This is a genomic window from Flavobacterium sharifuzzamanii (genome assembly GCF_003254585.1).
Lineage (GTDB): Bacteria > Bacteroidota > Bacteroidia > Flavobacteriales > Flavobacteriaceae > Flavobacterium > Flavobacterium sharifuzzamanii.
The window spans coordinates 161605-185757 of record NZ_QJGZ01000041.1 but is presented as its reverse complement, the minus strand read 5'-3'; the positions used below and the strand labels follow the sequence as shown (position 1 = coordinate 185757).

Below are 24153 nucleotides of genomic sequence, written 5' to 3'. Positions count from 1 at the left end.
AGCTTTAGCTGGAGAGATATATTATTTACAGAAATAGGCTTTAGCCAAAACACGTAAGTTTGGCTAAAGCCCCAATCTTATCTCAAAATTAACATCCAGCTAAAGCTGGACGCTACTCATTTTCTCTAATTCTTCAAATCGTATTTCTCTATTCTTCTGTACAACGCAGCGCGCGACAAACCTAATTCTTCGGCAGTTTTACTGATGTTTCCGTTGTGCTTGAAAAGTGCTTTTTCTATTGCGCCTTTTTCCATTTCCGATAACGGATTTTCATCATTTTCCTGAATCTCTTCAAAGTCCAAAATATCCAAATCCATTACCGAAATGGTATTGTTTTCTGCTAAAATCAAAGCACGTTCGATTTTGTTTTCCATTTCGCGAACATTTCCTTTCCACGGATATTTTTCCAGATAAGATGCAGCATTCTCTTCAAAACGCCAGTTTTCCTGATTGTATTTTTCGGCAATCTGTTCTAGAATAAAATTGGCCATCGGTACAATATCGTCTTTTCTTTCCCTTAAAGAAGGCAGATTTATTTCCATTGTATTAATTCTGTACAATAAATCTTCACGGAACGTTTTATTTTTTACTTCTGTTTTAATATCGCTGTTTGTAGCGGCAATAACACGAACATTAAGCGGACGTGGCTTGCTTTCGCCTAAACGCGTTACGGTTTTGGTTTGTAAAACATGTAATAATTTTGCCTGAAGATGAAGCGGAATATTTCCAATTTCATCTAAAAAAATAGTTCCGTTTGATGCATTTTCAAAACGTCCCGGAGTATCAATTTTAGCATCGGTAAAAGCTCCTTTTGCATAACCGAAAAGTTCACTTTCAAATAGATTATCACTTAGAGAACCTAAATCGACATGCACAAAAGGCTGATTTTTTCTTTCTGAATGCTGATGAATATATTCCGCAAAAACATACTTTCCTGTTCCGTTTTCGCCCAAAATCAAAACATTCGCATCTGTTCGTGCTACTTTTTCTGCTATAGAATAAGCCTGTTTTATTTTGGCTGAAGTTCCGACAAAATATTTCTTTTCGGCCTTCTCTGCTTTTTCTGTAGTTGTTTTTTTGCTGTTTTTTCTACTTTCATTAACTGCTTTATCAATAACTTCCAGCAGTTTTTCGTTATTCCACGGCTTTAGCACATAATCAAAAGCGCCAATTTTAATACCTTCTACAGCAGTTTCGATTTTACCAAAAGCGGTCATTAAAATAACGACTGTCTGCGGAGAAAGCGTTTTAATTTCTTTTAGCCAATGAATACCTTCCCGTCCATCTTCAAAACCAATTCGGTAATTCATATCCAGCAGAACCACATTAATGTCATTTTCACTTAAGATTGAAATGATTTTTTTTGGACTATTAGTTGTAAAAATGGTCTCGAAATGTTTTTTAAGAATCATTTTTGCAGAAAAAAGAATTTCTTCCTGATCGTCAACAACTAATATTTGGGCTAGTTTTTTTCTCATGTGGTCTTTTTTCTGTCCGCTTCCGAACGGTCAACTGTTCATTATCGGACACTGCTTTTTAGGAGTGTTCTTTAGAGCCTCTTTAAAATCAACACTTTACAAATAATAAATTTTATGGCACAGTATTTACCTATTGATTATCAGTAAAATAAATTAAAAAATGGACACGATAATTCCTCGTAAAAGTAAAAAATTTAGATATCTCGCAATAGCAATTGCTGTTTTTTTAGTTTTGCTAACCATTAGCGTTTTCGCATTTAACACCAAAAGAACTTTAAATGTAAAAGCCGACGAATTGGTAATTCAAAAAGCAGAAAAAGCCTTTTTTGAAGATTTTGTAGTTTTTCAAGCAAAAGTAGAACCTTTGAATGTTATGCTTGTGAATGTTACCGAGGGAGGTTCTGTAAAAGAAATCTTTGTAGAAAATGGCGCAATGGTTACCAAAGGACAATCACTGGCTCGTTTGTACAACCCAAATACAGAGTTGAATTATTTGACTCAGGAAACTGCTATTATTGAGCAAATCAACAATTTGAATACCGGAAAATTAAACATTAGAAATCAAGAACTAAACTTAAACAAAGATTTGGTTTTGATTGAACATGATTATAACGATGCGAAGAGATTATATGACATGAATGCAAAGCTGTATGAGAAAGATGTAATTTCTAAAAATGACTGGAATACTTTTAAAGAAAGTCTACGTTTTCAAGAAGAGCGCAAAAGAACAATTCAGCAGAGTATTCAAAAAGAAAAACAAAGCAATCAGGTTCAGATTTCTCAAATAAACCGTTCTATCCAGACAATGGAAAAGAGTTTGGATATTCTAAGAAACAACAAAAAGAACTTCTTAATTACAGCACCAGAAACAGGACGATTAACGTCTTTTGAACCTGTTTTAGGAAAAACTTTTCAAGCAGGCGCAAGCATTGGAAGAATCGATTCTAACAAAGGATACAAACTTATTGCTGAAGTAGACGAATTTTATCTGGAAAAACTTAGAGAAGGCTTAAAAGGGCAAGTAGAATTTAAAGGCAAGAATCTTGAAGTTGTCGTGACCAAAGTAATTCCTGAGGTTAAAGGTGGAAGATTTACTGTAGAACTTGCTTTTGTAAGTAAAGAAAATATTGTTTTGCAGGACGGACTTAGCTTTGGCGTAAAACTGATTTTGTCTGAAAAGAATAGAACTTTAGTAATTCCGAGAGGTGCTTTTAATCAGGAAGCTGCAGGAAAATGGATTTTTGTTGTAAACGGAAACAAAGCGATAAGAAGAAATATCAAATTAGGACGCGAAAATCCTTCGTATTATGAGGTTCTAGAAGGTTTAAAAGAAGGCGAATCTGTAGTTACTTCTTCTTATACCGATTATAAAGATATCGAAGAGCTTTCTCTAAATAAAGAATAGTTTATTTTGTTTCAAGTTTCAGGTTTCACGTTAACGCTGCAACCAACTTGAAACCTGAAACTTGAAACAAAATAAACAAAAACATAATTTCAATCATCAATCAAAAAACGAATTTAATAACATTTCAAAACCTTAAAAAATTATGATCACAATTCAGAATTTAACCAAAGTTTTTAGAACAGAAGAAATAGAAACTGCTGCTTTAAGCGGTATAAACGTAGAAATAAAAAAAGGAGATTTTTTAACTATCATGGGACCTTCGGGCTGTGGAAAATCGACTTTATTAAATATAATCGGGCTTTTGGACAGCGCAGATGGCGGAAGCTATAAATTACTCGATCAGGAAATGATTGGTCTAAAGGAAAAAGGAAGAGCACAAGTGCGTAAAGAAAACATTGGTTTTATTTTTCAGAATTTCAACTTGATCGATGAGCTTTCTGTTTATGATAATATCGAATTGCCTTTGCTTTACAACAATGTAAAAGCTTCTGAAAGAAAACAGAAAATTGAGGCTATTGCCGAAAAGCTAAATATCTCTCATCGTTTGAAACATTTTCCACAACAGCTTTCTGGAGGACAGCAGCAGAGAGTTGCCGTTGCAAGAGCTTTGGTAAATGATCCGAAAATTATTTTGGCCGATGAGCCAACAGGAAACTTAGACAGTAAAAACGGTAATGAAGTAATGGAACTTTTAACCGATTTACATGCTAAAGGCGCTACCATTTTGATGGTTACCCACTCTGATTATGATGCTTCTTTTTCGCAAAGAACCATTCACATGAAAGACGGAGTTATATTTTCTGAAAAGTTAAATCAACGAAATGTTGATGTTTTTATGGACGCTAAATAATAAAGTGATGATTAAAATTATTGTTACTGCACTTGTAGTTCTGGTAGAGCTAGTATGCAAAATATTTACCATGATGTAAAACCGAAAGGTTTACCAAAAACAACCATATCAACTATAAAAAATATACCTCAAAATGATTTTTAACTGGTTTAAAATATTTATATATCATTTAAAGCAAAGCAAACTGTTTTCGTTTTTAAATGTTTTAGGATTAAGCATCGGGATTGCGGGCGTGATCTTTGCCATTTTGTATTGGAACAATGAGCATTCTTATGATCAATGGAATCCTGAAAAGGAGAATACTTATATGGTCCTTAATAGACTTAGCAATGGAGACACATGGGGCTCCAATTCTATTCCGTTTGGCGAGACTTGTAAGGCTTCTATTCCTGAGATAGAAAATGTGTGCTTCTTTCATACTTGGTACGATGAAGACATAATCAAATATCAGGATCAAAAACTGATGACAAAAGACATCCTTTCTAGTGATGAAAATTTCTTTGATTTTTTCCCTTTTGAAATTATTAAAGGCGCCAAAAGCAATATTCTAAAAGAAAAAAATAGTGTTGCAATTTCTGAAGAGCAGGCATTATTAATCTTTAAAAATGAAGATCCCATTGGGAAATCTATTTCTTATGGAAATAAAAACTATACCATAAAATCGGTATATCGCATTAGTAAACCGTCATCTATAGAACCATCTTTTGTTTTTAGTGATGTAAAGAGAGAAGGCGACCTAGACGCTTGGGGGAATTTTAATTATGGTTTGCTTATTAAAACAAAGAAAAATGCAGATGTTTCTACTGTTTTAAAGAAAATGCAAAATGTTTATTTTGTAAATAGAACTGTAAAAGATGCCAAAGAAAGCGGCATGACTGTAGCTCAATACGTAAAAGAAAATGGTGAAATAAAAGTCATTTTAGATCAATTGAAAACGTCTCGCCTTTACGGAACCAAAAGTTCTGCTGGGCAAAATTATCCTGAGGGTGTAGGAAATTTAAAATTGCTTTATATCATGTCGGGCTTGTCTGTTTTGATTTTAGTTTTATCATTGGTGAACTATATCAACCTAGCAACAGCATCGGCCATAAAACGTGCAAAGGAAGTTGGAGTACGCAAAATTGTAGGTGCTTCAAAAAACCAGATTATTATTCAGTTTATTTTTGAAACCGCAATAATTGTAACATTATCTATTTTGTTTGCTTTGGCAATTGTAGAACTTTCATTACCGTATTACAACAATTTTTTAAACAAAACACTGACTATGAATGGCAGTGAATTCTACCTGCAGCTCATTTTTATTTTTGGATTAGTTATTGTTCTTGCGGGTATTTTCCCTGCCATTTATATCTCAAACTTTGAAACTCTAAAAGTTTTAAAAGGCAATTTCTCTCGCAGCAAAAGTGGTATCTGGATTCGTAATTCGATGCTTATTTTTCAATTCGGAATTGCAGCATTTTTCATCATTGGAGCGCTAATTGTTAATTCTCAGGTAAAATATATGATGGAGAAAGATTTAGGCTTTAGTGGCGATCAAGTCATTTCTATTCCTTATAATACTGTAGACAGACTCAAAAGAACTGATGATTATTTAGTTTCAAAACAAGAAATTAAAAAAATTCCAGGGGTTGTTGATGTTACTACATTTGCAGGAGCTTTTGGAGGTAATTCAGGTTCAAGTTCAGGATTTAAGCACAATGGGATTTTCGTACAGCCAAAAAACATTGAAATGGATTTTGGTTTCCTAGATATGATGAAAATAAAAATAGTTAAAGGTCGCGATTTATCTCCTCAATACGCTTCAGATACTATAAGCGGTATGCTTATGAATGAAACGTTGGTTAAAATGTTAAACTTGAAAGATCCGATTAATACCGTTGTAACTTCGGGATGGAGCATCAACAATGGTGACAATTTAAAGTTTAAAATTGTTGGAGTAGTGAAAGATTTCAATTTAACCGGATTACAAAATAAAGTTCCACCAATGGTTTTTATAAATCTTAAAACTTTAAAATGGAATAACTTTGGTAGTGTGCTTGTTAAGGTTTCTCCAAATAATTTAACAGAAACGTTAGATAAATTGAAATTATATTGGGAGAAAAATGTAAACCCAGACTATCCGTTTGATTACGAATTTGTTAACAAAGGATTTGCAAAGACTTATGAGCAGCAAGTGAAACAAAAAAACCTGTTTTTCATCCTAAATTTAGTCGTAATCATAATTGCTATATTTGGATTATTCGCTTTGGCATCATTTTCGATGGAGAGAAGACTGAAAGAAATCGCCATTCGAAAAACTTTAGGAGCCGAAACAGATATACTCTTAAAAGAATTATCGAAACAATATATTGTTTTCTGTCTTATAGGATTTGCAATCGGGATTGTTCCTGCTTATATATTATTACAGAAATGGCTTGAAGATTTCGCTTTTAGAATTGGAATATCATCTGTTCCTTTTGTAATTGCCTTGATTTCTCTTTTGATTTTAACTTTAGTAATTGTTTTAACAAAAGCGTTTCAGGTAACCAAAATAGATGTTTTAAAATATTTAAAATACGAATAAGCTTGTAGACCATTTTTTTTAAAGAAGCCCGACAGATTTCAGTAAAATCCGTCGGGCTTTTATTTTTTAATCTTTCATCGTTACGGCATCGTTATAAATCAGCTTGTCCAGATTTTGGTCTCGATCGTATACATCTGGGAAAAAATTAACTTCTCCATTATCCTGAACCCAGCAGGTAAAATAACCTATATAAACCGGAATTTTGCGTTTAAGCATACAAGTCGTTTCTTTTCCGCCGTTCATAGCACTCTCAATTTTGTCTGCTGGCCAGTCTGGATCATCTTTCAAAATATGCAATGCAAGCTGTTTGGCTTCTTTTACATTTATGCAGCCATGGCTAAAAGTACGTTTTTCAAATTCGAACAAACTTTTTGCAGGTGTATCATGCATGTAAATATCGTTTGGATTCGGGAACATAAATTTTACTAATCCCAAAGAATTTTTAGGTCCTGGTTTTTGTCGCACTTTCCCTCCGTTCCATTCCATATTGTGCTCCTCCAAATAGTTCTTATCATTAGCGATCTGGAGTTTTAATTCATTTTGAATAATACTTGTTGGCACATACCAATACGGACTAAATACGATTCGATCCATACTTCCGCTAAAGATTACAGTCTCGCTTAGCCTGTTACCAACAAAAATATCCGAAACAAGATCATACTTTCCATCCTTGACATAAAACAGCCTGAACGAAGGAATATTAACCATAACATATTCGTCTGCTTTGGCCAATTTGGTCGGAATCCATCTGCATCTTTCCATATTCAGCATAATGGTTCTAATTCTCTTACCAATTGGCTCATTCATCTGATTAATAACATCTCTTGTTAAAGCATAATTTATTTTTAGATTATATCTTTTTTTATAGTTTAAAACTCCCGCCATCAATTCTTCATCATAAATATCGCTTCCAGAATCTTTTTTTAAATCTCCTACTACAAATAAGCGATTTCTAATTTGTTTTATGGCAATAGCAGTATCGTCTGGCCTCAAATCTTTAAAAGTAGCACTGTCAATCGCAATTTTCTGCCATAGATTATCGGTTTCTATTTTACGATATTTTTTCAGCGCATCTTTCAATCTGTAGTATTGGCTGAATAAAAGATTATCATCTTTATCCAATCGATCAGAATCAACCATTAACGAATCTAGAATGTGAGTATACGAAATAGATTTTGCAGGCAAGTACCACCCTATTTTTTTCAATGTTGCTGGATCAACTCCAGAATACACATTGCTGGCATAAAATACATACATGCTCGTCAGCAGTAATTCGGTATCAAGCTGTGATGGTTTACTGGAAGCGCTCTCATTAAAAGCCTCATCAATTTGTTCTTTGTAAGGCATTTTCTCTTCAATTCCCTGATCTCTCAGAACATTTACTTTCTGATACAATAATGAGCCAAATTCAGTTATACTTTTATCATCGTACCAAATAGATTTGTATTGTTTGGCTTTATAAATATCCTCAACATCTTTTTGATATTTTTTAAGCTTAGGATATTTTTTAAAAAAGGAATTAATCGAAGCTGCATCAAGAGTGATGACCGCAACTGTTTTTCGATTCGTTAAATCAGTTTTATTTTTAGCATTGCTATTTAATGAATTGAATGAAAATGCAAAAAAACTGATTGTAATAATAATTAAAGTAAAAGTAAAATTTCGCATATTTTTAAAGTTTTAAATGGTAGAAATAACTTTAAAAAAAATACCGAAAACCCAAAAAATTACTCAAAAAACCTTAGTTTTCACATATTTTTTTCATGTCTGGTAATCATCGATTTGGGCAATCAAATATAACGAAGTTTTGTGAGAATTTTATTTAATTGAAAGAAAACTTTATGTAAAAAATATTCATTTGTATTGGGAAAACTTTTCTCTCAACTTTAAATCGACAAATCATTCTTGATTATGATTTTCAATAAAAAACACTTTTGAATAATTTTGAATAATCTCTATATCAATAATTACAATTCAAAAACGCTAAATTTCCGAACTTAATCTGTTATCTTTGCACCCTGAAATCAGTTTAAATAAATATAATCTTATAAGATTGATTTTGGAGAATAAAAAAATAGCCCATTACAATGAAACTAGATAGAAAAGAAATTCTAAAAGCCTTAGAGACAATCACTATTGCTGGAGAAGGAAAAAATATGGTTGAAAGCGGCGCTGTAACCAATGTTATTACATTTGGAGATGAAGCTGTTGTAGACCTTGTGTTGCATACACCTGCAATGCACATCAAAAAAAGAGCTGAAGATGATATTAGAAAAACAATTCATGATTTAATATCACCTGATGCAAAAGTAAAAGTAAACATTAAAGTTGAAGCTCCAGAAAAACCGGAAATTAAAGGCCGTGCTATTCCTGGAATCAAAAACATTATTGCAGTTGCTTCTGGTAAAGGAGGAGTAGGAAAATCTACTGTAACTGCAAACTTAGCTGTTACACTTGCCAAAATGGGCTTTAAAGTTGGTGTTTTGGATGCTGACATTTACGGACCATCTATGCCAATCATGTTTGACGTTGAAAACGAAAAACCGATTTCGGTAACAGTTGACGGAAAATCAAAAATGAAACCAATTGAAAGCTACGAAATCAAAATGCTTTCAATCGGATTTTTTACAGCACCAAGTCAAGCTGTAATCTGGAGAGGACCAATGGCTGCAAAAGCATTAAACCAAATGATTTTTGATGCAGATTGGGGAGAATTAGATTTCATGCTTCTTGACTTGCCTCCTGGAACTGGAGATATTCACCTTTCTATCATGCAATCGCTTCCTATTACTGGAGCTGTTGTTGTAAGTACTCCGCAAGCTGTGGCGCTTGCTGATGCTAAAAAAGGTGTGGCGATGTTTATGCAGGATAACATCAATGTTCCTGTTTTAGGAATTATTGAGAACATGGCGTACTTTACACCAGAAGAATTACCTGAAAATAAATATTATATCTTTGGACAAGAAGGCGCTAAAAACCTTGCTGAAGATTTAGGCGTTCCATTTTTAGGAGAAGTTCCTATTGTACAATCTATTCGCGAAGCAGGAGATTATGGTCGTCCAGCAGCATTGCAGACAGCGTCTCCAATAGAAAAAGTATTCGAAGGAATTACTAGAAATGTTGTACAAGAAACCGTAAACAGAAACGAAAGTTTACCAGCAACAGAAGCCATCAAAATTACAACAATGGCAGGTTGCTCTGCAGTTAAAAAATAATTAGATAATTGAGATAATGTGACAATTAGATAATTTTAAAGAATTTTCTAATTGACACATTTTCTAATTGACACATTAATATTATGACAACAGAAGAAATAACAAGCAATGTTTTATTGGCCTTAGATGAGATAAGACCATTCTTAAAATCTGACGGTGGAGATATTTCATTAATCTCTATTGAAGATGATAAACATGTAAAAGTTCGTTTAGAAGGAGCTTGCATTAGTTGCAGTGTTAATCAGATGACACTTAAAGCAGGTGTTGAAACCACTATAAAAAAATATGCGCCACAAATTGAAACTGTGGTAAATGTTATGTAACAGATCGTCGTTTTTTCTCAAAATTAAACCTTCACAGTTTAACAAGAATAATAAGTGATTTATTATTTAATTGAGAAAACAACAAAATAACGCTGAAAAAAGAACGCTTTTTGTCACATTCATAAAAAACAATGCAAAGTTTTAAGAGTTTCTGTTAAGGAATTGTTACATTTTTAACTTAAATTTGTCAACATAACCCTTAAATCTTAAACTTATGAGAAACTTTTACGCTCTTTTTTTATTATTTTTTGTAAGCGCTGTAAATGCACAACAGGGCCAAACACTTTTTGCTGAAAAAGCTTGGGTAAATGAGTCTGAAGAATGGTCAGATTTCCAATATTCAGGACAAATCATTTTTTCTACAAATGGTAAAACCGAAGAAGGCGCTTTAAGAATTGGAAATTATGATTTCTTATATGACCTTTGTGACGGAAAAGCAAAGTTTTCAAATAAGGCAACTTATAGCTCCGCCGATTTTTCGCATCCGCGAAAACTTAGTGCGCAGACAGACAAACAAGGAATTTTAAACTCTACTTATGAAGGGACTTTAATTTTCCAGGCCGACAAAGATTATTATTCTGTTATCTCTCTAGTAACCATACTAGAAAAAGGAGGTAATATTATTGGTGTAAAAATGCGCCTTAAAGACGGTAATCGAAAAGAATATGCTTTTAGCTTAAAAGAGAAAAGTTAAAATTAATAGAGAATTTGAACACGTTTTTCAAATTCTACACAAAATTCCAATAATTAAAATGGATGTATTAATAAAGATTAAAGATCGAGAAGGAGTTATACACGAATTACAGGCTCCAACTGATATGGCAATGAATATAATGGAGTTATGCAAAGCATACGAACTTCCTGTTGAAGGAACCTGTGGCGGAATGGCCATGTGCGCTTCTTGCCAGTGTTATGTTCTAAATGATGTTGCATTACCAGAAATGGGAGACGATGAAGAAGCCATGCTTTCAGAAGCCTTTTATGTTAAATCTAATAGCCGTTTAGGTTGTCAGATTCCAATTACTGAAGACTTGGAAGGACTGGAATTAGAACTAGCTCCTGAATACTAAAAATAATAGAAAAGCGAGAATTTATTGATTCTCGCTTTTTTTGTTTTCTACTCTTTCTAATCTTTTTTCTGCATCTTCAAAATCTTCATCATGATCTATACAAAAAGAGATAAAATCTTTACTTTTTGGAATACTTCTATAAACTTTTGAATTTCTAAATTCAATTAAAGATTCACAGAATAATTCCATTAATTCTTCTACAAAAATATTCCACGACTTATAATCGTCATCTGGAAAATCATTATAGATCTTATTTAACTCTTCTTCCGTCAAAACATTGATTGAATCAAAACATAGATATTCCCAATCGCCTGTATTGTATTTTAGATTTTTAATCGCTTCATCTGTCTTGTAATTTTCAGAAAATCTTCCGTTCTGATAATCCTTAAGAGTTTCATTAAAATCTTCCATCGTATTGAAAGATAAATTAACTTCCGCGTATTCAGCATTGCAGTCATAAGCAAATGCATAAAACTCAAGACTTGAATTATTTTTTAAAAACTCTGCTACTCCTTGTATAGTAAAATCTATAAGTTGTTTCTTTAATTTAATTCTGTCCATTTTTAATATAAATTAATTACGCAAAACTACGCCAAAAACAAGAATCGAGATAGCCTTTAAAAGCTTTTAAACTATCATATTAAGTTCATTTTAAAATACCTTATTCTATTATTCAAAAACCTTTTAGTGGTCATCTAAAGCATCTATTACAAATATTTTTGCAAAAAATTGAGGATTATAAGCAGTTTGTTTATTCCGTAGCTAATCAAAAATATTTTAAAATGAAAAAAAATCTAAATTACATCTGTATTGCATTAATAGCATTGACATTATTCTCGTGCAACAAAAATGAATGGACACCAGAAAAAGAAGCTGACTTTAAAAAAGAGATGAAAGAAGGTTTATTATCTCAAGGAAAAGGAATATTTTCAGATGAACAAGCAACTCATGTGGCTGATTGCGTACTAGAGAAAATAAAAAGTAAAAATTTAAAACCAAATGACTCTGAAACTCCAGAAAATATTGCATTAGTAAAACAAATGGGGAAAGAGTGCGCACAAGAAGTATTCTCTAAAACGGGAAAAAATACTTGGGACTCTCAAACCGAATCTCAATGTAAAACTATGCTTAAAGCTATGTTTTTAAATTCTGGCGTAAACAGCTCAAATGCTACATTTCTTGCAGATTGTGCTATTACTAAGATAAAGGATCAAAATCTTAGTCCAGCAGATTTACAAGATCCTAAAAATGGAGATTTAGTTCAGAAAATTGGAAAATCTTGTGGAGAAGAATTAATGAAAAAGAAGTAAATCACTTTATTCCTTTTATCAAAAAAACCGTAATTACATTGTTGTAGTTACGGTTTTCTCTTTATAACAATTTTATTTAGTCTCTATTATACCAAACCAGCTTGAATTAAATATTAAACAATTGGAATTTTTCATGCTAAATTCATTTGAAAAATTGTTTAAACCTTTTGCCAATACGGTATGTTTTTTAACATAGTCTCTGCTAATTCTTGTATAAATTCTGAATCAATTTGACCATGTCGCTCTTCTACTTTTTTTATTATATTTTTATTATAAACTGATTTTATTCTTAAGTTCTCAACTAAATTTACTTTGATACAAATTGAAATAATTCTTTTTGTTCTTTTATTGAGTCCTACTGCAACAATAGTTTCACACATACCAGGATACCAATCAATTATATAAATCTTTGTTCCTCCACTAAAATGTTTTGTTCCTTTTTTTATCTCTTTATCTGGTCCAAAATATCTCTCAGCTACTATGTTTCCTACCAACAAATGAATCGGTTTAATTTCTTCCTCCATGAACTATAAATTGAAGTCAAAATTATCCGAATTATATATTTACAATAACCCTCACAAGCCATAAAACCAACAAAATAAGCCATCTACAAAAATCAAAAAAACCGTAATTACATTGCTGTAGTTACGGTTTTCTCTTTATAACAATTTTATTTAATCTCTAGTTATACCAAACCAGCTTGAATTAAATATTCAGCGATTTGAATCGTGTTTGTTGCAGCACCTTTTCTTAAGTTATCGGCAACAATCCACATATTTAATGTATTTGGCTGGCTTTCGTCACGACGGATTCTTCCAACAAAAACATCATTTTTACCTTCTGCATATAATGGCATCGGGTAAGTAAAAGTATCTAAATTATCTTGTACTGTTACGCCATCTGTGTGATGTAGAATTTCGCGAACTTCATTTACATCAAAATCATTAGTAAACTCAACGTTCACTGCTTCACTGTGTCCGCCTACAACTGGTACACGAACTGCAGTAGCTGTAACTCTGATAGTGTTATCTCCTAAGATTTTTTGAGTTTCACGAACTAATTTCATTTCTTCTTTAGTGTACCCGTTTTCCTCAAAACTATCACAATGTGGAATTGCATTTCTGTGAATTGGATATTTGTAAGCCATATCACCTTGAACTCCAGCGTACTCGTTTTCTAATTGTTTCACCGCTTTTACACCAGTTCCTGTAATAGATTGGTAAGTAGAAACAATGATTCTTTTAATGTTGTATTTTTTGTGCAAAGGAGCCAAAGTCATTACCATTTGAATAGTAGAACAGTTTGGATTTGCAATAATTTTATCTTCTTTAGTTAAAACATCAGCATTGATTTCTGGAACTACCAATTTTTTAGTAGGATCCATTCTCCATGCAGATGAGTTGTCAATAACAGTTGTTCCAGCAGCAGCAAATTTTGGAGCCCATTCTAATGAAGTATCTCCTCCAGCAGAGAAAACAGCAATATCAGCTTTCATATCAACAGCTGTTTGTAATCCTACTACTTTATATTTCGTTCCTTTGTATTCAATTTCTTTTCCAACTGATCTTTCTGATGCAACAGGAATTAATTCTGTAACAGGAAAATTTCTTTCTGCTAATACTTTAAGCATTACTTCGCCTACCATTCCAGTAGCGCCTACAACTGCAATTCTCATTTTTATATTTTTAAATAATCAATTAATCTAATTTGTATCGCAAAAGTAAGTATAATAAAAGTTATGGCAAGGTGATTCACAAAAAATAACAAAATGTTATAAAATAAACATTTTGTAAAAAAACCGCCTCTTTAGAAGGCGGTTAAGTTAGACTTAGTGTAGCGGTATTATATTTTTATTTATTTTTCAATAAATCTCTAATCTGTGTCAATAATTCTTCTTGAGTTGGTCCAGCTGGAGCCGGTGGTGCAACATCTTTCTTTTTTGCATGGTTCATTCCTTTAATTATTAGGAATAAAACAAAAGCCACAATTACAAAGTTAATTACTGCCGATATAAATACTCCGTATTTTACACCTCCAAAAGCAGTTAATTGTTCAATAGTCGATAAATGCGCAGCATCTAAAGCTGGTTTCAACAGCAACGGCGTAATTACATCTTCAATAAATGAGCTGACAATTTTACCAAAAGCAGCTCCAATGATCACCCCGACAGCCAGGTCAACCACGTTGCCTTTCATTGCAAATTCCTTAAATTCTGAAAAAAATCCCATATCGTATCTGTTTATATTTATAATTAAGCAATATCGAAAATACGCAATTTTATTGGAAATTCTTAATATTATCTAAAAAATACCCTCTTAACACGCTGCGAAATACTCGTCATTATCTCATACGGAATTGTTTTTAAGGCTACTGCCATCTCTATCACAGTAGGGCTTTCGCCGAAAATAATTACCGAATCTCCTTCTTTACAATCGATATGGCTGACATTAACCATCAGCATATCCATACAAACACTGCCAACGATTTTTGCCTTTTGGTTTTTGATTGTTACATATCCTACTTCATTTCCCCATAATCTCGAAATTCCGTCTGCATAACCAATCGGGATTGTTGCTATTTTGGTTTCTCTATCGGCCATAAAACGTCGTCCGTAACCAACGCTGTCGCCAGTAGGAATGGTTCTAATTTGAGAAATTATGGATTTCAGAGTTCCTACATTTTCCAAATATTTCTGTTCTGCAGGATCGTTTGAAACGCCATATAATCCAATTCCTAAACGTACCATACTGTATTGCGCATCTGGAAAATTGCTGATTCCTGAAGTATTTAAAGTATGTCGGATTGGATTAATATTTAATGCTGACATCAGTTTTGAAGAAAGCTTTTCGAACAATGCAATCTGTTGTCTCACAAAATCAAAATGTTTCGGATCATCACTTGTTGCCAAATGCGATAAAATACTTTGAACACGAACTGTCGAATTTCCTTTTAATGTTGCAATCAGCTCATCAATCGTATTGTTTTCAAAACCTAAGCGATGCATTCCTGTATCCATTTTGATATGAATTGGATAATCTTTTAAGTTCTTTTCTCGAGCAATTTTCAAAAAGGCATTTAATCCTTTTAAGCTATATATTTCAGGTTCCAACTGATACTGAATCATAGATGGAAAACTCGTCGATTCTGGATTTAGCACCATAATCGGGACTTTTATTCCGCCATTTTTCAATGAAATTCCTTCATCGGCGAAAGCCACACCCAAATAATCAACCTTATGATGTTCTAAAAGTTTAGCAATTTCCAAACCTCCATTTCCGTAGCCAAATGCTTTTACCATAACCATCATTTTGACATTTGCTGCCAGTTTTGATTTATAGTAATTAAAATTATGGCTGATGGCATCTAGATTAATCTCTAGAATGGTTTCATGCGTTTTTTCTTCTAGAAGCGAAACGATTTCTTCAAACTCAAAAGATCTTGCTCCTTTTATCAAAATCGTTTCATTATGAAAATTAAAATCATCTATTGCTGCAATAAAATTGGCTGTGTTCTCAAACATAGTGCTGTTTGGAAACTTAGCCGCAAAAGAAGAAATTGTTGGTCCAATACCAATTACACGATTTATTTTATTGTCTGAAATTAATTGGGCTACTTTAGAATACAATTCTTCATTGGTAAATCCGCTTTGAAAAATATCTGATAAAATAACGGTTTTTGAAGCCCCTTTTTTCTTCTGGCTTTCTAAGAAATCCAAAGCAATTTTTAGCGATTGAAAATCGGAACTGTAACTATCATCAATAATACTGCAGTTGTTGATTCCGTTCTTAACCTCCAAACGCATTCGAACTGGATACAGCATCTGAATTCGGTTTTGAATAGTTTCCTGATCATAATTAAAATGCAATAAAACCAATAAACAAGAAATCGCATTTTCTATAGAAGCCGAATCGTTAAACGGAATTTCTAAATTGAAAATTTCATTTTTATAATGATATTCAATAAAAGTATGGTCGTTTTTATATTCTCTTTTTTCAATAAAAACATCTGCTTTTTTATCTGTAAAACTCCACGAAAAAAGCTTTCGAGGATGAATCATATATTCTGCCGCAAACTGGGTTAGGCATGATTCTACAACTTCTGTTTTCTGATAGATAATTATCGGACAATCTTTGAACAAAAGTAATTTTTCATCAATCTTCTGTACTAAATTTAAAAATCCTTCATCGTGTGCACTTCCAATATTGGTAAGCACTCCTATTGTAGGTTTTATGATTTTCTCCAGTTTAATCATTTCGTTAACTGTCGAAATTCCAGCTTCGAAGATTCCTAAATTATGCTTTTCATTAATACCAATTACAGAAAGCGGAACTCCAACTTGAGAGTTATAGCTTTTTGGACTTCTAATAATATTATAATCAGGACTCAATAAAAAATTAAGCCATTCTTTTACAATCGTTTTACCATTACTTCCTGTTAATCCGATCACTGGGAAATGGAAAAGATTTCTATAATAAGAAGCAAATTCTTGAAGTGCCTGAAGCGTGTTCTCGACAACCAAAAAATTAGCCTTATCTATATAACCATCTGGAATATACTGAACCACAAAATTTCGAACTCCGTTTTCTATTAAATCTGGAATAAACAAATGAGCGTCGTTATTTACACCGGCCAGAGCAAAAAATAAAGTCTGTGATCCGTTTTGAAGCGAACGGCTGTCAATTGAAATATGATCGATTAAAACATCTGCATTTGTACCAATCCATTTGGCATTAAGTACTGAAACCAGGCTTTTTAAATTTAGGCTCATTTGGAAATTTCTTTTTTTCAAATTTAAAAAAAGGTTTGCCACGAAACTCCTAAATTTTCACTAATTATTCCATTTATATGAAAGTGTAGAAAAAGTAGATTTGCCACGAATTACACGAATTCACACGAATTAATTTTTTAAAATAATCTGCTAAATCTGCGTGAAAATTTTTAGCCACAGATTAAAAGATTATCACTGATTTCTAAAAGACCAGCCAAACATTCCGCAAATTAATTTTAAAAAAATCTGTGAGATCTGCTAAATCTGCGTGAAAAACTTCTTGCCTGATTAAAAAAGTATCACTAATTATAATCCTTTTAAATCCGGTTATCCCGATAGCTATCGGGAGTGTGAAAAAAATAATTCGTGTGAATTTGTGTAATTCGTGGCAGAAAACATTTATTGTTTATATTTGTTTTTACACCACAAAATTCCATGTTTTGAAAAAAGTACTTCCAATATTCTCTTATATATTACATCCGATTTTTATATCGCTATACGCTACTTTGTTTTACTTATTTTACAAAGATGATGTTTTCAGTACGAACGAAAAGTATTTTGTTTTAATTCAGATTTTAGTAATTAATATAGTCGTTCCTGTTTTATTTTATTTACTGTTAAAATCTACTGGCCATGTAAAATCAATAATGCTTAGCCAGACTTCAGAACGAACAATTCCGCTTATTCTGCAATGCTTTTTGTATATTTTATTGGTAAAAAGAAGCATTATAATTACGCGTTATCCTGAACTTCACTTCTTTTTTCTTGCTGCTTTATTCAGTACAATTTTGGCATTGGTCTGTGTACTGTTTAAGACAAAAGCAAGCTTACACATGGTCGCAATCTCAGGGTTAACAATTTTTGTTATCGGATTAAATATTCATCTTCAGCTGCATAATCCGTATTGGGCAGCTTTGCTTATTTTACTATCAGGAATTGTGGCTTCTTCGCGTTTAGAAATGAATGCACATACTTCAAGAGAAATACTAATAGGTTTGTTTATTGGAATAATGCCTCAGCTTTTATTTTTATACTTGTGGTTATAAAATATAAAAAATCAGCCCCGCGTTTAAAGTCTTCATATTAATCTTTTCGCCGTTCAAAGTTATTGCTGAATTAAATAAAGGGCTTAAACCATAATATACATACACATTCCACGTGTTGTATCCTGCGGCAAGATATGGCCCGTATTGAAATTTATTGATGTCTCCGTTGTTTTTGATTTTATATGTGTTTTCGCCATCATCAAGAGTAGATGCACTCGAAAAGATATAACTCAGTTTCACTCCACCGTAAATACGCCAGAATTTAGTGCTTTCATAAGTAGAATTTCGCCATCTAAATTCTATTGGAAGCTCTACAGAATATTGTCTGTAACGATTGGATACAAATTGTCCGTAATCATTTACTCCATATATTATAGATCCCGAACCGTCTTGGGAAATAGTCAGATTCTGATAATAATTTTGATAGCTCAAACCTAAACCTGCAGCAATAGCAACGGTTCTGGATTTATTAACAGGCATGTCGCGCAAGAAACCTCCTGAAAGTCCAAGTGAGAATTTATTCTGTTTGAAATCGACTGGGATATCGGTAAACATATTATAAGTTACCGAGAAATAAAACTGATCTTCTCGATACAGAGAATCTATTTTTATAGCCGGTTTTATCTCAGGCTTAACGTCTTCTTGTGCAAAAGAGTTAAAAAAAGTGAGTAAAAATAAGCAGCTAAAAATAATTCGCATATCGTGGTTCGGTTTTTTTAAGAGATGATTACAAATAAACGCTTTTCTACGCTCATTTATTTCACTTACAAATATAATATAATGCTTTCTGTCGTAAAGATAAGAAGTGAAAATATTCTCATTTTGCGTGCGAATAAAATTAATTGCTGCATTTTTTTCAATAAATCAATTCACGGAGAGAAAAAATTAATCAATTTTATTTTTATCTTTTATACCTTTGCGGTGTATGAAGAAAAAGCAGCTCATATTAAGTTTATCGTTTGCTGTAACAATATTGTTCTCGATATTGTTTCAGTCGATACACAGTTATGAGCATATTGTAAAACAGCTTTCAGAAAAACAATGTCATCATAATTACAATGATCCGAGCGGAGAAATAACGCATCAGCATCATGATTATGACGTTTGTTTTGTTTGTAATTTTGCCTTTGGAAGTTATGTTGTTCCAGAGACTTTTCGATTTCAATTTCATTCTTTTGAAAAAGAATTTGCTTATTTCTTCCCCATTACAGAGAAAATCTTCTCTATTTCATCTCCTTCGTATTTCTTACGTGGTCCACCTGCTGCTATAGTTTCTTAAGTTTCGATTATTCGAAAAAACATCACATTTCTTTTCATTTAAATTCAAAACAACATTGAGTTTCCTTGTCCTATTTTCATCAATTAGGATCAGAATGCTTTATTGTTAGTTTTTGGTTTTCATTCAAAGAAAAAAACTCAATTTAACTATAGCATCATTTTCAAATGAAAAAATTTATAATTGCCCTTATTTTAGGGTTTTCGGGCATGCTTACTGCTCAAAATTCGGTTTCAGGAACCGTAACTGATAATCAGAATAATCCATTGCCAGGAGTTTCTGTTTATGCTCCAGAATTACATAAAGGAACTACAACAGACGCAAACGGAAAATACGAGTTGAATAATCTTCCGAACGGAAGTCTTCGCATTGCTTTCACGTATGTTGGATATGCAAATCAAAATAAAACAATCGCCAAATTATTGAAGCATAATACGCTAGACATCACTCTTGAAGAATCTATTTTAGAAATGGATGAAGTTGTGGTTTCAACGCCTTTCAACAAACTACAATCGCAAAACGTAATGAAGATTGAGCATGAAAGCATTAAAACATTACAGCAAAAAGGAACCTCAACTTTGATTGAAGGTTTAGCGACAATTCCAGGAGTTTCTCAGATTTCAACGGGAACTTCTATCGGAAAACCTGTCATTCGCGGACTTAGTGGCAATCGTGTTTTGGTTTATTCTCAAGGTGTTCGTATCGAAAACCAGCAGTTTGGAGACGAGCATGGTTTAGGTTTGAATGATGCCGGAATTGAAAGTGTTGAAGTTATCAAAGGCCCAGCTTCTTTATTATATGGTTCTGATGCTTTGGGAGGTGTTTTGTATTTTAATCCTGAAAAATTTGCTGATGCAGGAGATTTTAAAGCCAATTTCAGCCAAAAATATTTTACTAATACGCAAGGAAGCAACTCTTCTATCGGATTAAAAACGTCTACAGAAAACTGGAAATTCTTAGCTCGTGGAAGTTACAACACGCATTCTGATTACAAAATCTCTGGCGGTGACCGCGTAACCAATTCTCGTTATAACGAAACGGACTTTAAAACTGGCATTGGCTACAGCAATTCAAGTTTCTCAAGCGTTTTAAGATACAACTACAATAAATTGGATATTGGAATTCCAGAAGACGGAATTGCAGAACAATCTTCGAGCAAAGACACACAATTTCCAAGACAAGGAATTTTTAATCATTTATTGAGTTTAAACAATGTTATCTTTTTCGAAAATTCAAAATTGGATGTTGATTTAGGATACATTGCCAATGACAGAAGCGAGTTTGAAGACAGCAATGAAGCGTCTTTACACATGAAACTGAACACTTTCAATTATAATGCTAAATACCATTTTCCTAAATTCGGAAAAATCGAAACCATTTTGGGAGTTCAAGGAATGCATCAAACCAATAAAAATTCTGGAGAAGAATATTTAATTCCAGATGCTACAACGAACGATTTTGGAGTTTTTGGAACTGCAAATTATGAATGGGACAACAGCGTTATTCAAGCTGGATTGCGTTTTGACAATCGTAATATTACTTCGATCGCTCACGGAACTGAAGGCGAAGAAGGTTATTTTCAAGCTTTAGACCGATCTTTTGACAGCTTTAATGCCTCTTTAGGATATAAAACAAAACTTGCAGAACCGTTAACGCTTCGTTTAAATGTTGCGACAGGATTTAGAGCTCCAAACTTAGCCGAGTTAACCTCAAACGGTGTTCACGAAGGAACAAATCGTTACGAAATTGGAAATGCTAATTTGAAAACAGAACAAAACGTTCAGACCGATTTAAACTTAGAATACAAAAACACTCACTTTGAGTTTTTCGTAAACGGATTTTACAATCACGTAAACAATTACATTTATACTTCACCAACTGGAGAAGTTCTAGACGATAATGATGTTTTTGCGTATGTTCAGGATAATGCACAATTGTATGGAGGTGAAGTTGGTCTGCATTTTCACCCGCACCCTTTAGACTGGTTGCATTTTGAAACTAGTTTTGAAACAGTTACAGGTAAAAAAGAAAATAAAGATTATCTGCCTTTGATTCCTGCAAATAATTGGAATAATACACTTAGAACTGAATTTAATATCAAAAACTGGTTAAGTGAAGGTTTTGCTTCGCTAAATGTTTCTTCAACTTTTAGCCAAGATAATGTAAGCGGTTTCGAAACAGCTTCTAAAGGTTATACCTTGGTAAATTTAGGTTTTGGAGGAACTGTCAAATTAGGGAAAACTGCTTTCGACATTAACTTAAACGGAAACAATTTATTTGATAAAAAATACATTGCACACCTTTCTAGATTAAAGACAGACGGTATTCCAAATATTGGAAGAAATATCGTTTTGGGAGTTAATTTTAATCTGTAACAATTTCAAACCATATAAGTCATATAAGTAAAATTAAGCACGCCGTTTAATGATTTTATATAGCTTATATGGTTTAATTTTTTCATTTCAATTTTCACAACAAAAAGTGCTATTTTTGTTACAACAGATAAAAACTAACTATGAAAAAAACATTTTTATTAATGGCAATTACAACTGCAGGAATATCATTTGGACAAGGCAAAATGCAATATCCGCAAACTAAAAAAGGAGAAACTGTTGACGTTTACTTTGACACAAAAGTGAGCGATCCGTACCGTTGGTTAGAAGATGATAAATCTGCCGAAACCGGTGCTTGGGTAAAAGCTGAAAACGAAATTACTTATGCTTATTTAGATAAAATTCCGTTTCGCGAAGAACTTAAAAAGCGAATGGAAAAACTTTGGAACTACGAAAAAATTGGAGCTCCATCCAAAGAAGGAAAATTTACTTATTATTCAAAAAACAATGGCCTTCAAAATCAATCTGTTGTTTATAGAAAAGATGAAAATGGCAAGGAAGAAATTTTCCTAGATCCGAATACTTTCTCTAAAGACGGAACAACTTCTCTTGGCGGACTTGATTTTTCTGAAGACGGAAGCAAAGCTGCTTATGCAATTTCTGAAGGAGGAAGCGACTGGAGAAAAGTAATTATCATAGATGCACTTTCTAAAAAAGTTTTAGAAGATACTTTGGTTGATGTAAAATTTAGCGGTGTCTCTTGGCACGGAAATGATGGTTTCTACTACTCTAGCTATGACAAACCAAAAGGAAGTGAATTATCTGCTAAAACGGATCAGCACAAATTGTATTTCCACAAACTGGGAACTTCTCAAAAAGACGATAAAGTAATTTTTGGAGCAGATCAAAAAAGGAGATATGTTGGTGGGTATGTTACTGAAGACAATCATTATTTGGTAATTACAGCCGCTAACTCTACTTACGGAAATGAATTATACATTAAAGATCTGACTAAAGCCAACAGTCCTATTGTTACAATCGTTGACAACTTTGATAGTGACAATAGCATCATTGCCAACCAAGGCAGCAAATTGTTTATTGAAACAGATTTTAACGCTCCTAACAAACGCATCATAACTGTCGATGCAGCAAATCCGAAGCCTGAAAACTGGAAAGACTTTATTAAAGAAACCAAAGATATTTTATCGCCTTCAACTGGCGCTGGCTATTTCTTTGCCAATTATACCAAAGATGCTGTTTCATTTGTACAGCAATATGATTACAACGGAAAATTAGTTCGCGAAATTAAACTTCCTGCAGTTGGAACTGCTGGCGGATTTAGCGGTAAAAAAGACGATAAAATTTTATACTACAGCTTTACCAACTATACAACACCAGGAAGCATCTATTCTTTGGAACCAAAATCTGGTAAATCTGAAGTGTATCAAAAACCAAAAGTAGATTTCAAAAGTGAAGATTACGAATCAAAACAAGTTTTCTACACTTCAAAAGACGGTACAAAAGTTCCGATGATTATTACCTATAAAAAAGGAACAAAATTAGATGGTAAAAACCCAACAATCCTTTACGGTTACGGCGGATTCAATATTAGTTTAACGCCAAGTTTCAGTATATCTAATGCCGTTTGGATGGAAAATGGTGGAGTTTACGCAGTTGCGAACCTAAGAGGTGGCGGAGAATACGGAAAAAAATGGCATGATGCGGGAACAAAGCTTCAAAAGCAAAATGTATTTGATGATTTTATCGCTGCTGCAGAATATTTAATTGCACAAAAATATACTTCATCTGATTATTTAGCTATTCGCGGAGGATCTAACGGAGGTTTATTGGTTGGTGCAACTATGACTCAGCGTCCAGATTTAATGAAAGTAGCATTGCCTGCAGTTGGAGTTATGGATATGCTTCGTTACAATGCTTTTACAGCAGGGGCAGGATGGGCTTTTGATTACGGAACTGCTCAAGATAGCAAAGAAATGTTCGAATACTTAAAAGGATATTCTCCAGTTCATAATGTAAAACAGGGAACGCATTATCCAGCAACAATGGTAACTACTGGAGATCATGATGATCGTGTAGTTCCTGCGCACAGTTTCAAATTTGCTTCTGAGTTGCAGGAAAAACAGACAGGAGAAAATCCAGTTCTAATTAGAATTGATGTAAAAGCAGGACATGGAGCAGGGAAATCTGTTGCAGCTAGCATTCAAGAAAGTGTAGATATTCAAGCTTTCACGCTTTACAATATGGGTTTTAGAGCTTTGCCTAAAAAATAAGACTTTAAACTGATTTTTTTAAGCCACGAATTCACGAATTATTTTGTGAGTTTGTGGCTTTTTGTTTTGCCACAGATTAAAAGGATTAAAATGATTTTAATATCTATGCGTTTACTTTTTGTAATCTGTGGAAATCCTTTTAATCTGTAGCAAAACTTCAAAAAATAATTCGCGGAAATTAGTGTAATTCGTGGCAAACCTTTTTTAAATTTGAGAAACTTAAAA

At 33.0% G+C, this 24153-nt stretch carries 20 protein-coding genes; 12 read left to right on the top strand and 8 right to left on the bottom strand.

From position 1 onward, the window contains the following. Positions 1 to 125: 125 nt before the first annotated feature. Positions 126 to 1478, bottom strand: a complete 1353-nt coding sequence (locus DMA14_RS18045) for a sigma-54-dependent transcriptional regulator (RefSeq protein WP_111425966.1) — start codon at positions 1476 to 1478, stop codon at positions 126 to 128. 160 nt (positions 1479 to 1638) lie between these two features. Between DMA14_RS18045 and DMA14_RS18040 the strand changes: the two genes are divergently transcribed. The 3 genes from DMA14_RS18040 to DMA14_RS18030 all read left to right on the top strand — a co-directional run bounded on the left by DMA14_RS18040 (position 1639) and on the right by DMA14_RS18030 (position 6296). Next, positions 1639 to 2883, top strand: a complete 1245-nt coding sequence (locus tag DMA14_RS18040) for an efflux RND transporter periplasmic adaptor subunit (protein WP_111425965.1) — start codon at positions 1639 to 1641, stop codon at positions 2881 to 2883. 142 nt (positions 2884 to 3025) lie between these two features. Further along, positions 3026 to 3733: an ABC transporter ATP-binding protein gene (locus DMA14_RS18035; RefSeq protein ID WP_111376033.1), complete on the top strand. Its 708-nt coding sequence runs from the start codon at positions 3026 to 3028 to the stop codon at positions 3731 to 3733. A gap of 133 nt (positions 3734 to 3866) precedes the next feature. After that, on the top strand, positions 3867 to 6296 hold the full coding sequence (locus DMA14_RS18030; protein ID WP_111425964.1) for an ABC transporter permease: 2430 nt from the start codon (positions 3867 to 3869) through the stop codon (positions 6294 to 6296). 66 nt (positions 6297 to 6362) lie between these two features. On the opposite strand, the gene DMA14_RS18025 is transcribed toward DMA14_RS18030, so the two are convergent. Then, entirely contained in the window at positions 6363 to 7964 is a 1602-nt protein-coding gene (locus tag DMA14_RS18025) for a L,D-transpeptidase family protein (RefSeq protein WP_111425963.1), read from the bottom strand. 419 nt (positions 7965 to 8383) lie between these two features. Between DMA14_RS18025 and DMA14_RS18020 the strand changes: the two genes are divergently transcribed. The 4 genes from DMA14_RS18020 (at position 8384) to DMA14_RS18005 (ending at position 10904) form a co-directional block, all read left to right on the top strand. Next, positions 8384 to 9511 carry an Mrp/NBP35 family ATP-binding protein gene (locus DMA14_RS18020; protein ID WP_111425962.1) on the top strand — a complete coding sequence of 376 codons (1128 nt, stop codon included), beginning with the start codon at positions 8384 to 8386 and terminating at the stop codon, positions 9509 to 9511. A gap of 83 nt (positions 9512 to 9594) precedes the next feature. Further along, complete coding sequence (locus DMA14_RS18015; protein ID WP_008466263.1) at positions 9595 to 9834, top strand: NifU family protein; 240 nt, start codon at positions 9595 to 9597, stop codon at positions 9832 to 9834. Positions 9835 to 10048: 214 nt separating this feature from the next. Continuing rightward, a complete protein-coding gene (locus tag DMA14_RS18010) occupies positions 10049 to 10528 on the top strand; it encodes a hypothetical protein (RefSeq protein WP_111425961.1) in 480 nt (159 codons plus the stop codon). Between the two features lie 58 nt (positions 10529 to 10586). Further along, the gene (locus tag DMA14_RS18005; protein ID WP_091490641.1) at positions 10587 to 10904 is read left to right on the top strand and encodes a 2Fe-2S iron-sulfur cluster-binding family protein; all 318 of its coding nucleotides are present in this window, start codon (positions 10587 to 10589) and stop codon (positions 10902 to 10904) included. Between the two features lie 21 nt (positions 10905 to 10925). Here DMA14_RS18005 and DMA14_RS18000 read toward each other — a convergent pair whose 3' ends face one another. Beyond that, entirely contained in the window at positions 10926 to 11465 is a 540-nt protein-coding gene (locus DMA14_RS18000; RefSeq protein ID WP_111425960.1) for a DUF4303 domain-containing protein, read from the bottom strand. Positions 11466 to 11686: 221 nt separating this feature from the next. Here DMA14_RS18000 and DMA14_RS17995 point away from each other — a divergent pair, with 221 nt between their 5' ends. Continuing rightward, positions 11687 to 12214, top strand: a complete 528-nt coding sequence (locus DMA14_RS17995) for a hypothetical protein (RefSeq protein ID WP_111425959.1) — start codon at positions 11687 to 11689, stop codon at positions 12212 to 12214. Between the two features lie 158 nt (positions 12215 to 12372). On the opposite strand, the gene DMA14_RS17990 is transcribed toward DMA14_RS17995, so the two are convergent. The 4 genes from DMA14_RS17990 to DMA14_RS17975 form a co-directional block, all read right to left on the bottom strand. Further along, positions 12373 to 12738, bottom strand: a complete 366-nt coding sequence (locus DMA14_RS17990; protein WP_111425958.1) for a hypothetical protein — start codon at positions 12736 to 12738, stop codon at positions 12373 to 12375. Between the two features lie 161 nt (positions 12739 to 12899). Next, positions 12900 to 13889 (bottom strand): aspartate-semialdehyde dehydrogenase, encoded by a 990-nt coding sequence (locus tag DMA14_RS17985; protein ID WP_111425957.1) that lies wholly within the window; start codon positions 13887 to 13889, stop codon positions 12900 to 12902. 175 nt (positions 13890 to 14064) lie between these two features. Then, positions 14065 to 14442 (bottom strand): large conductance mechanosensitive channel protein MscL, encoded by a 378-nt coding sequence (mscL, locus tag DMA14_RS17980; protein WP_111425956.1) that lies wholly within the window; start codon positions 14440 to 14442, stop codon positions 14065 to 14067. 68 nt (positions 14443 to 14510) lie between these two features. Beyond that, positions 14511 to 16982 carry a bifunctional UDP-N-acetylmuramoyl-tripeptide:D-alanyl-D-alanine ligase/alanine racemase gene (locus DMA14_RS17975; protein ID WP_111425955.1) on the bottom strand — a complete coding sequence of 824 codons (2472 nt, stop codon included), beginning with the start codon at positions 16980 to 16982 and terminating at the stop codon, positions 14511 to 14513. A gap of 440 nt (positions 16983 to 17422) precedes the next feature. On the opposite strand from DMA14_RS17975, the gene DMA14_RS17970 reads away from it, so the two are divergent. Continuing rightward, positions 17423 to 18028 carry a hypothetical protein gene (locus DMA14_RS17970; protein ID WP_238990003.1) on the top strand — a complete coding sequence of 202 codons (606 nt, stop codon included), beginning with the start codon at positions 17423 to 17425 and terminating at the stop codon, positions 18026 to 18028. Here DMA14_RS17970 and DMA14_RS17965 read toward each other — a convergent pair. Then, the gene (locus DMA14_RS17965; RefSeq protein ID WP_111425954.1) at positions 18023 to 18727 is read right to left on the bottom strand and encodes a porin family protein; all 705 of its coding nucleotides are present in this window, start codon (positions 18725 to 18727) and stop codon (positions 18023 to 18025) included. The two genes, DMA14_RS17970 and DMA14_RS17965, sit on opposite strands and share 6 nt — an antisense overlap. Positions 18728 to 18953: 226 nt before the next feature. On the opposite strand from DMA14_RS17965, the gene DMA14_RS17960 reads away from it, so the two are divergent. From DMA14_RS17960 to DMA14_RS17950, 3 genes are all read left to right on the top strand, one after another. Next, positions 18954 to 19307 carry a hypothetical protein gene (locus DMA14_RS17960; RefSeq protein ID WP_203418331.1) on the top strand — a complete coding sequence of 118 codons (354 nt, stop codon included), beginning with the start codon at positions 18954 to 18956 and terminating at the stop codon, positions 19305 to 19307. Between the two features lie 164 nt (positions 19308 to 19471). Then, complete coding sequence (locus tag DMA14_RS17955) at positions 19472 to 21679, top strand: TonB-dependent receptor (RefSeq protein ID WP_111425952.1); 2208 nt, start codon at positions 19472 to 19474, stop codon at positions 21677 to 21679. Positions 21680 to 21819: 140 nt separating this feature from the next. Further along, on the top strand, positions 21820 to 23928 hold the full coding sequence (locus DMA14_RS17950; RefSeq protein WP_111425951.1) for a prolyl oligopeptidase family serine peptidase: 2109 nt from the start codon (positions 21820 to 21822) through the stop codon (positions 23926 to 23928). The last annotated feature ends 225 nt before the right edge of the window (positions 23929 to 24153 follow it).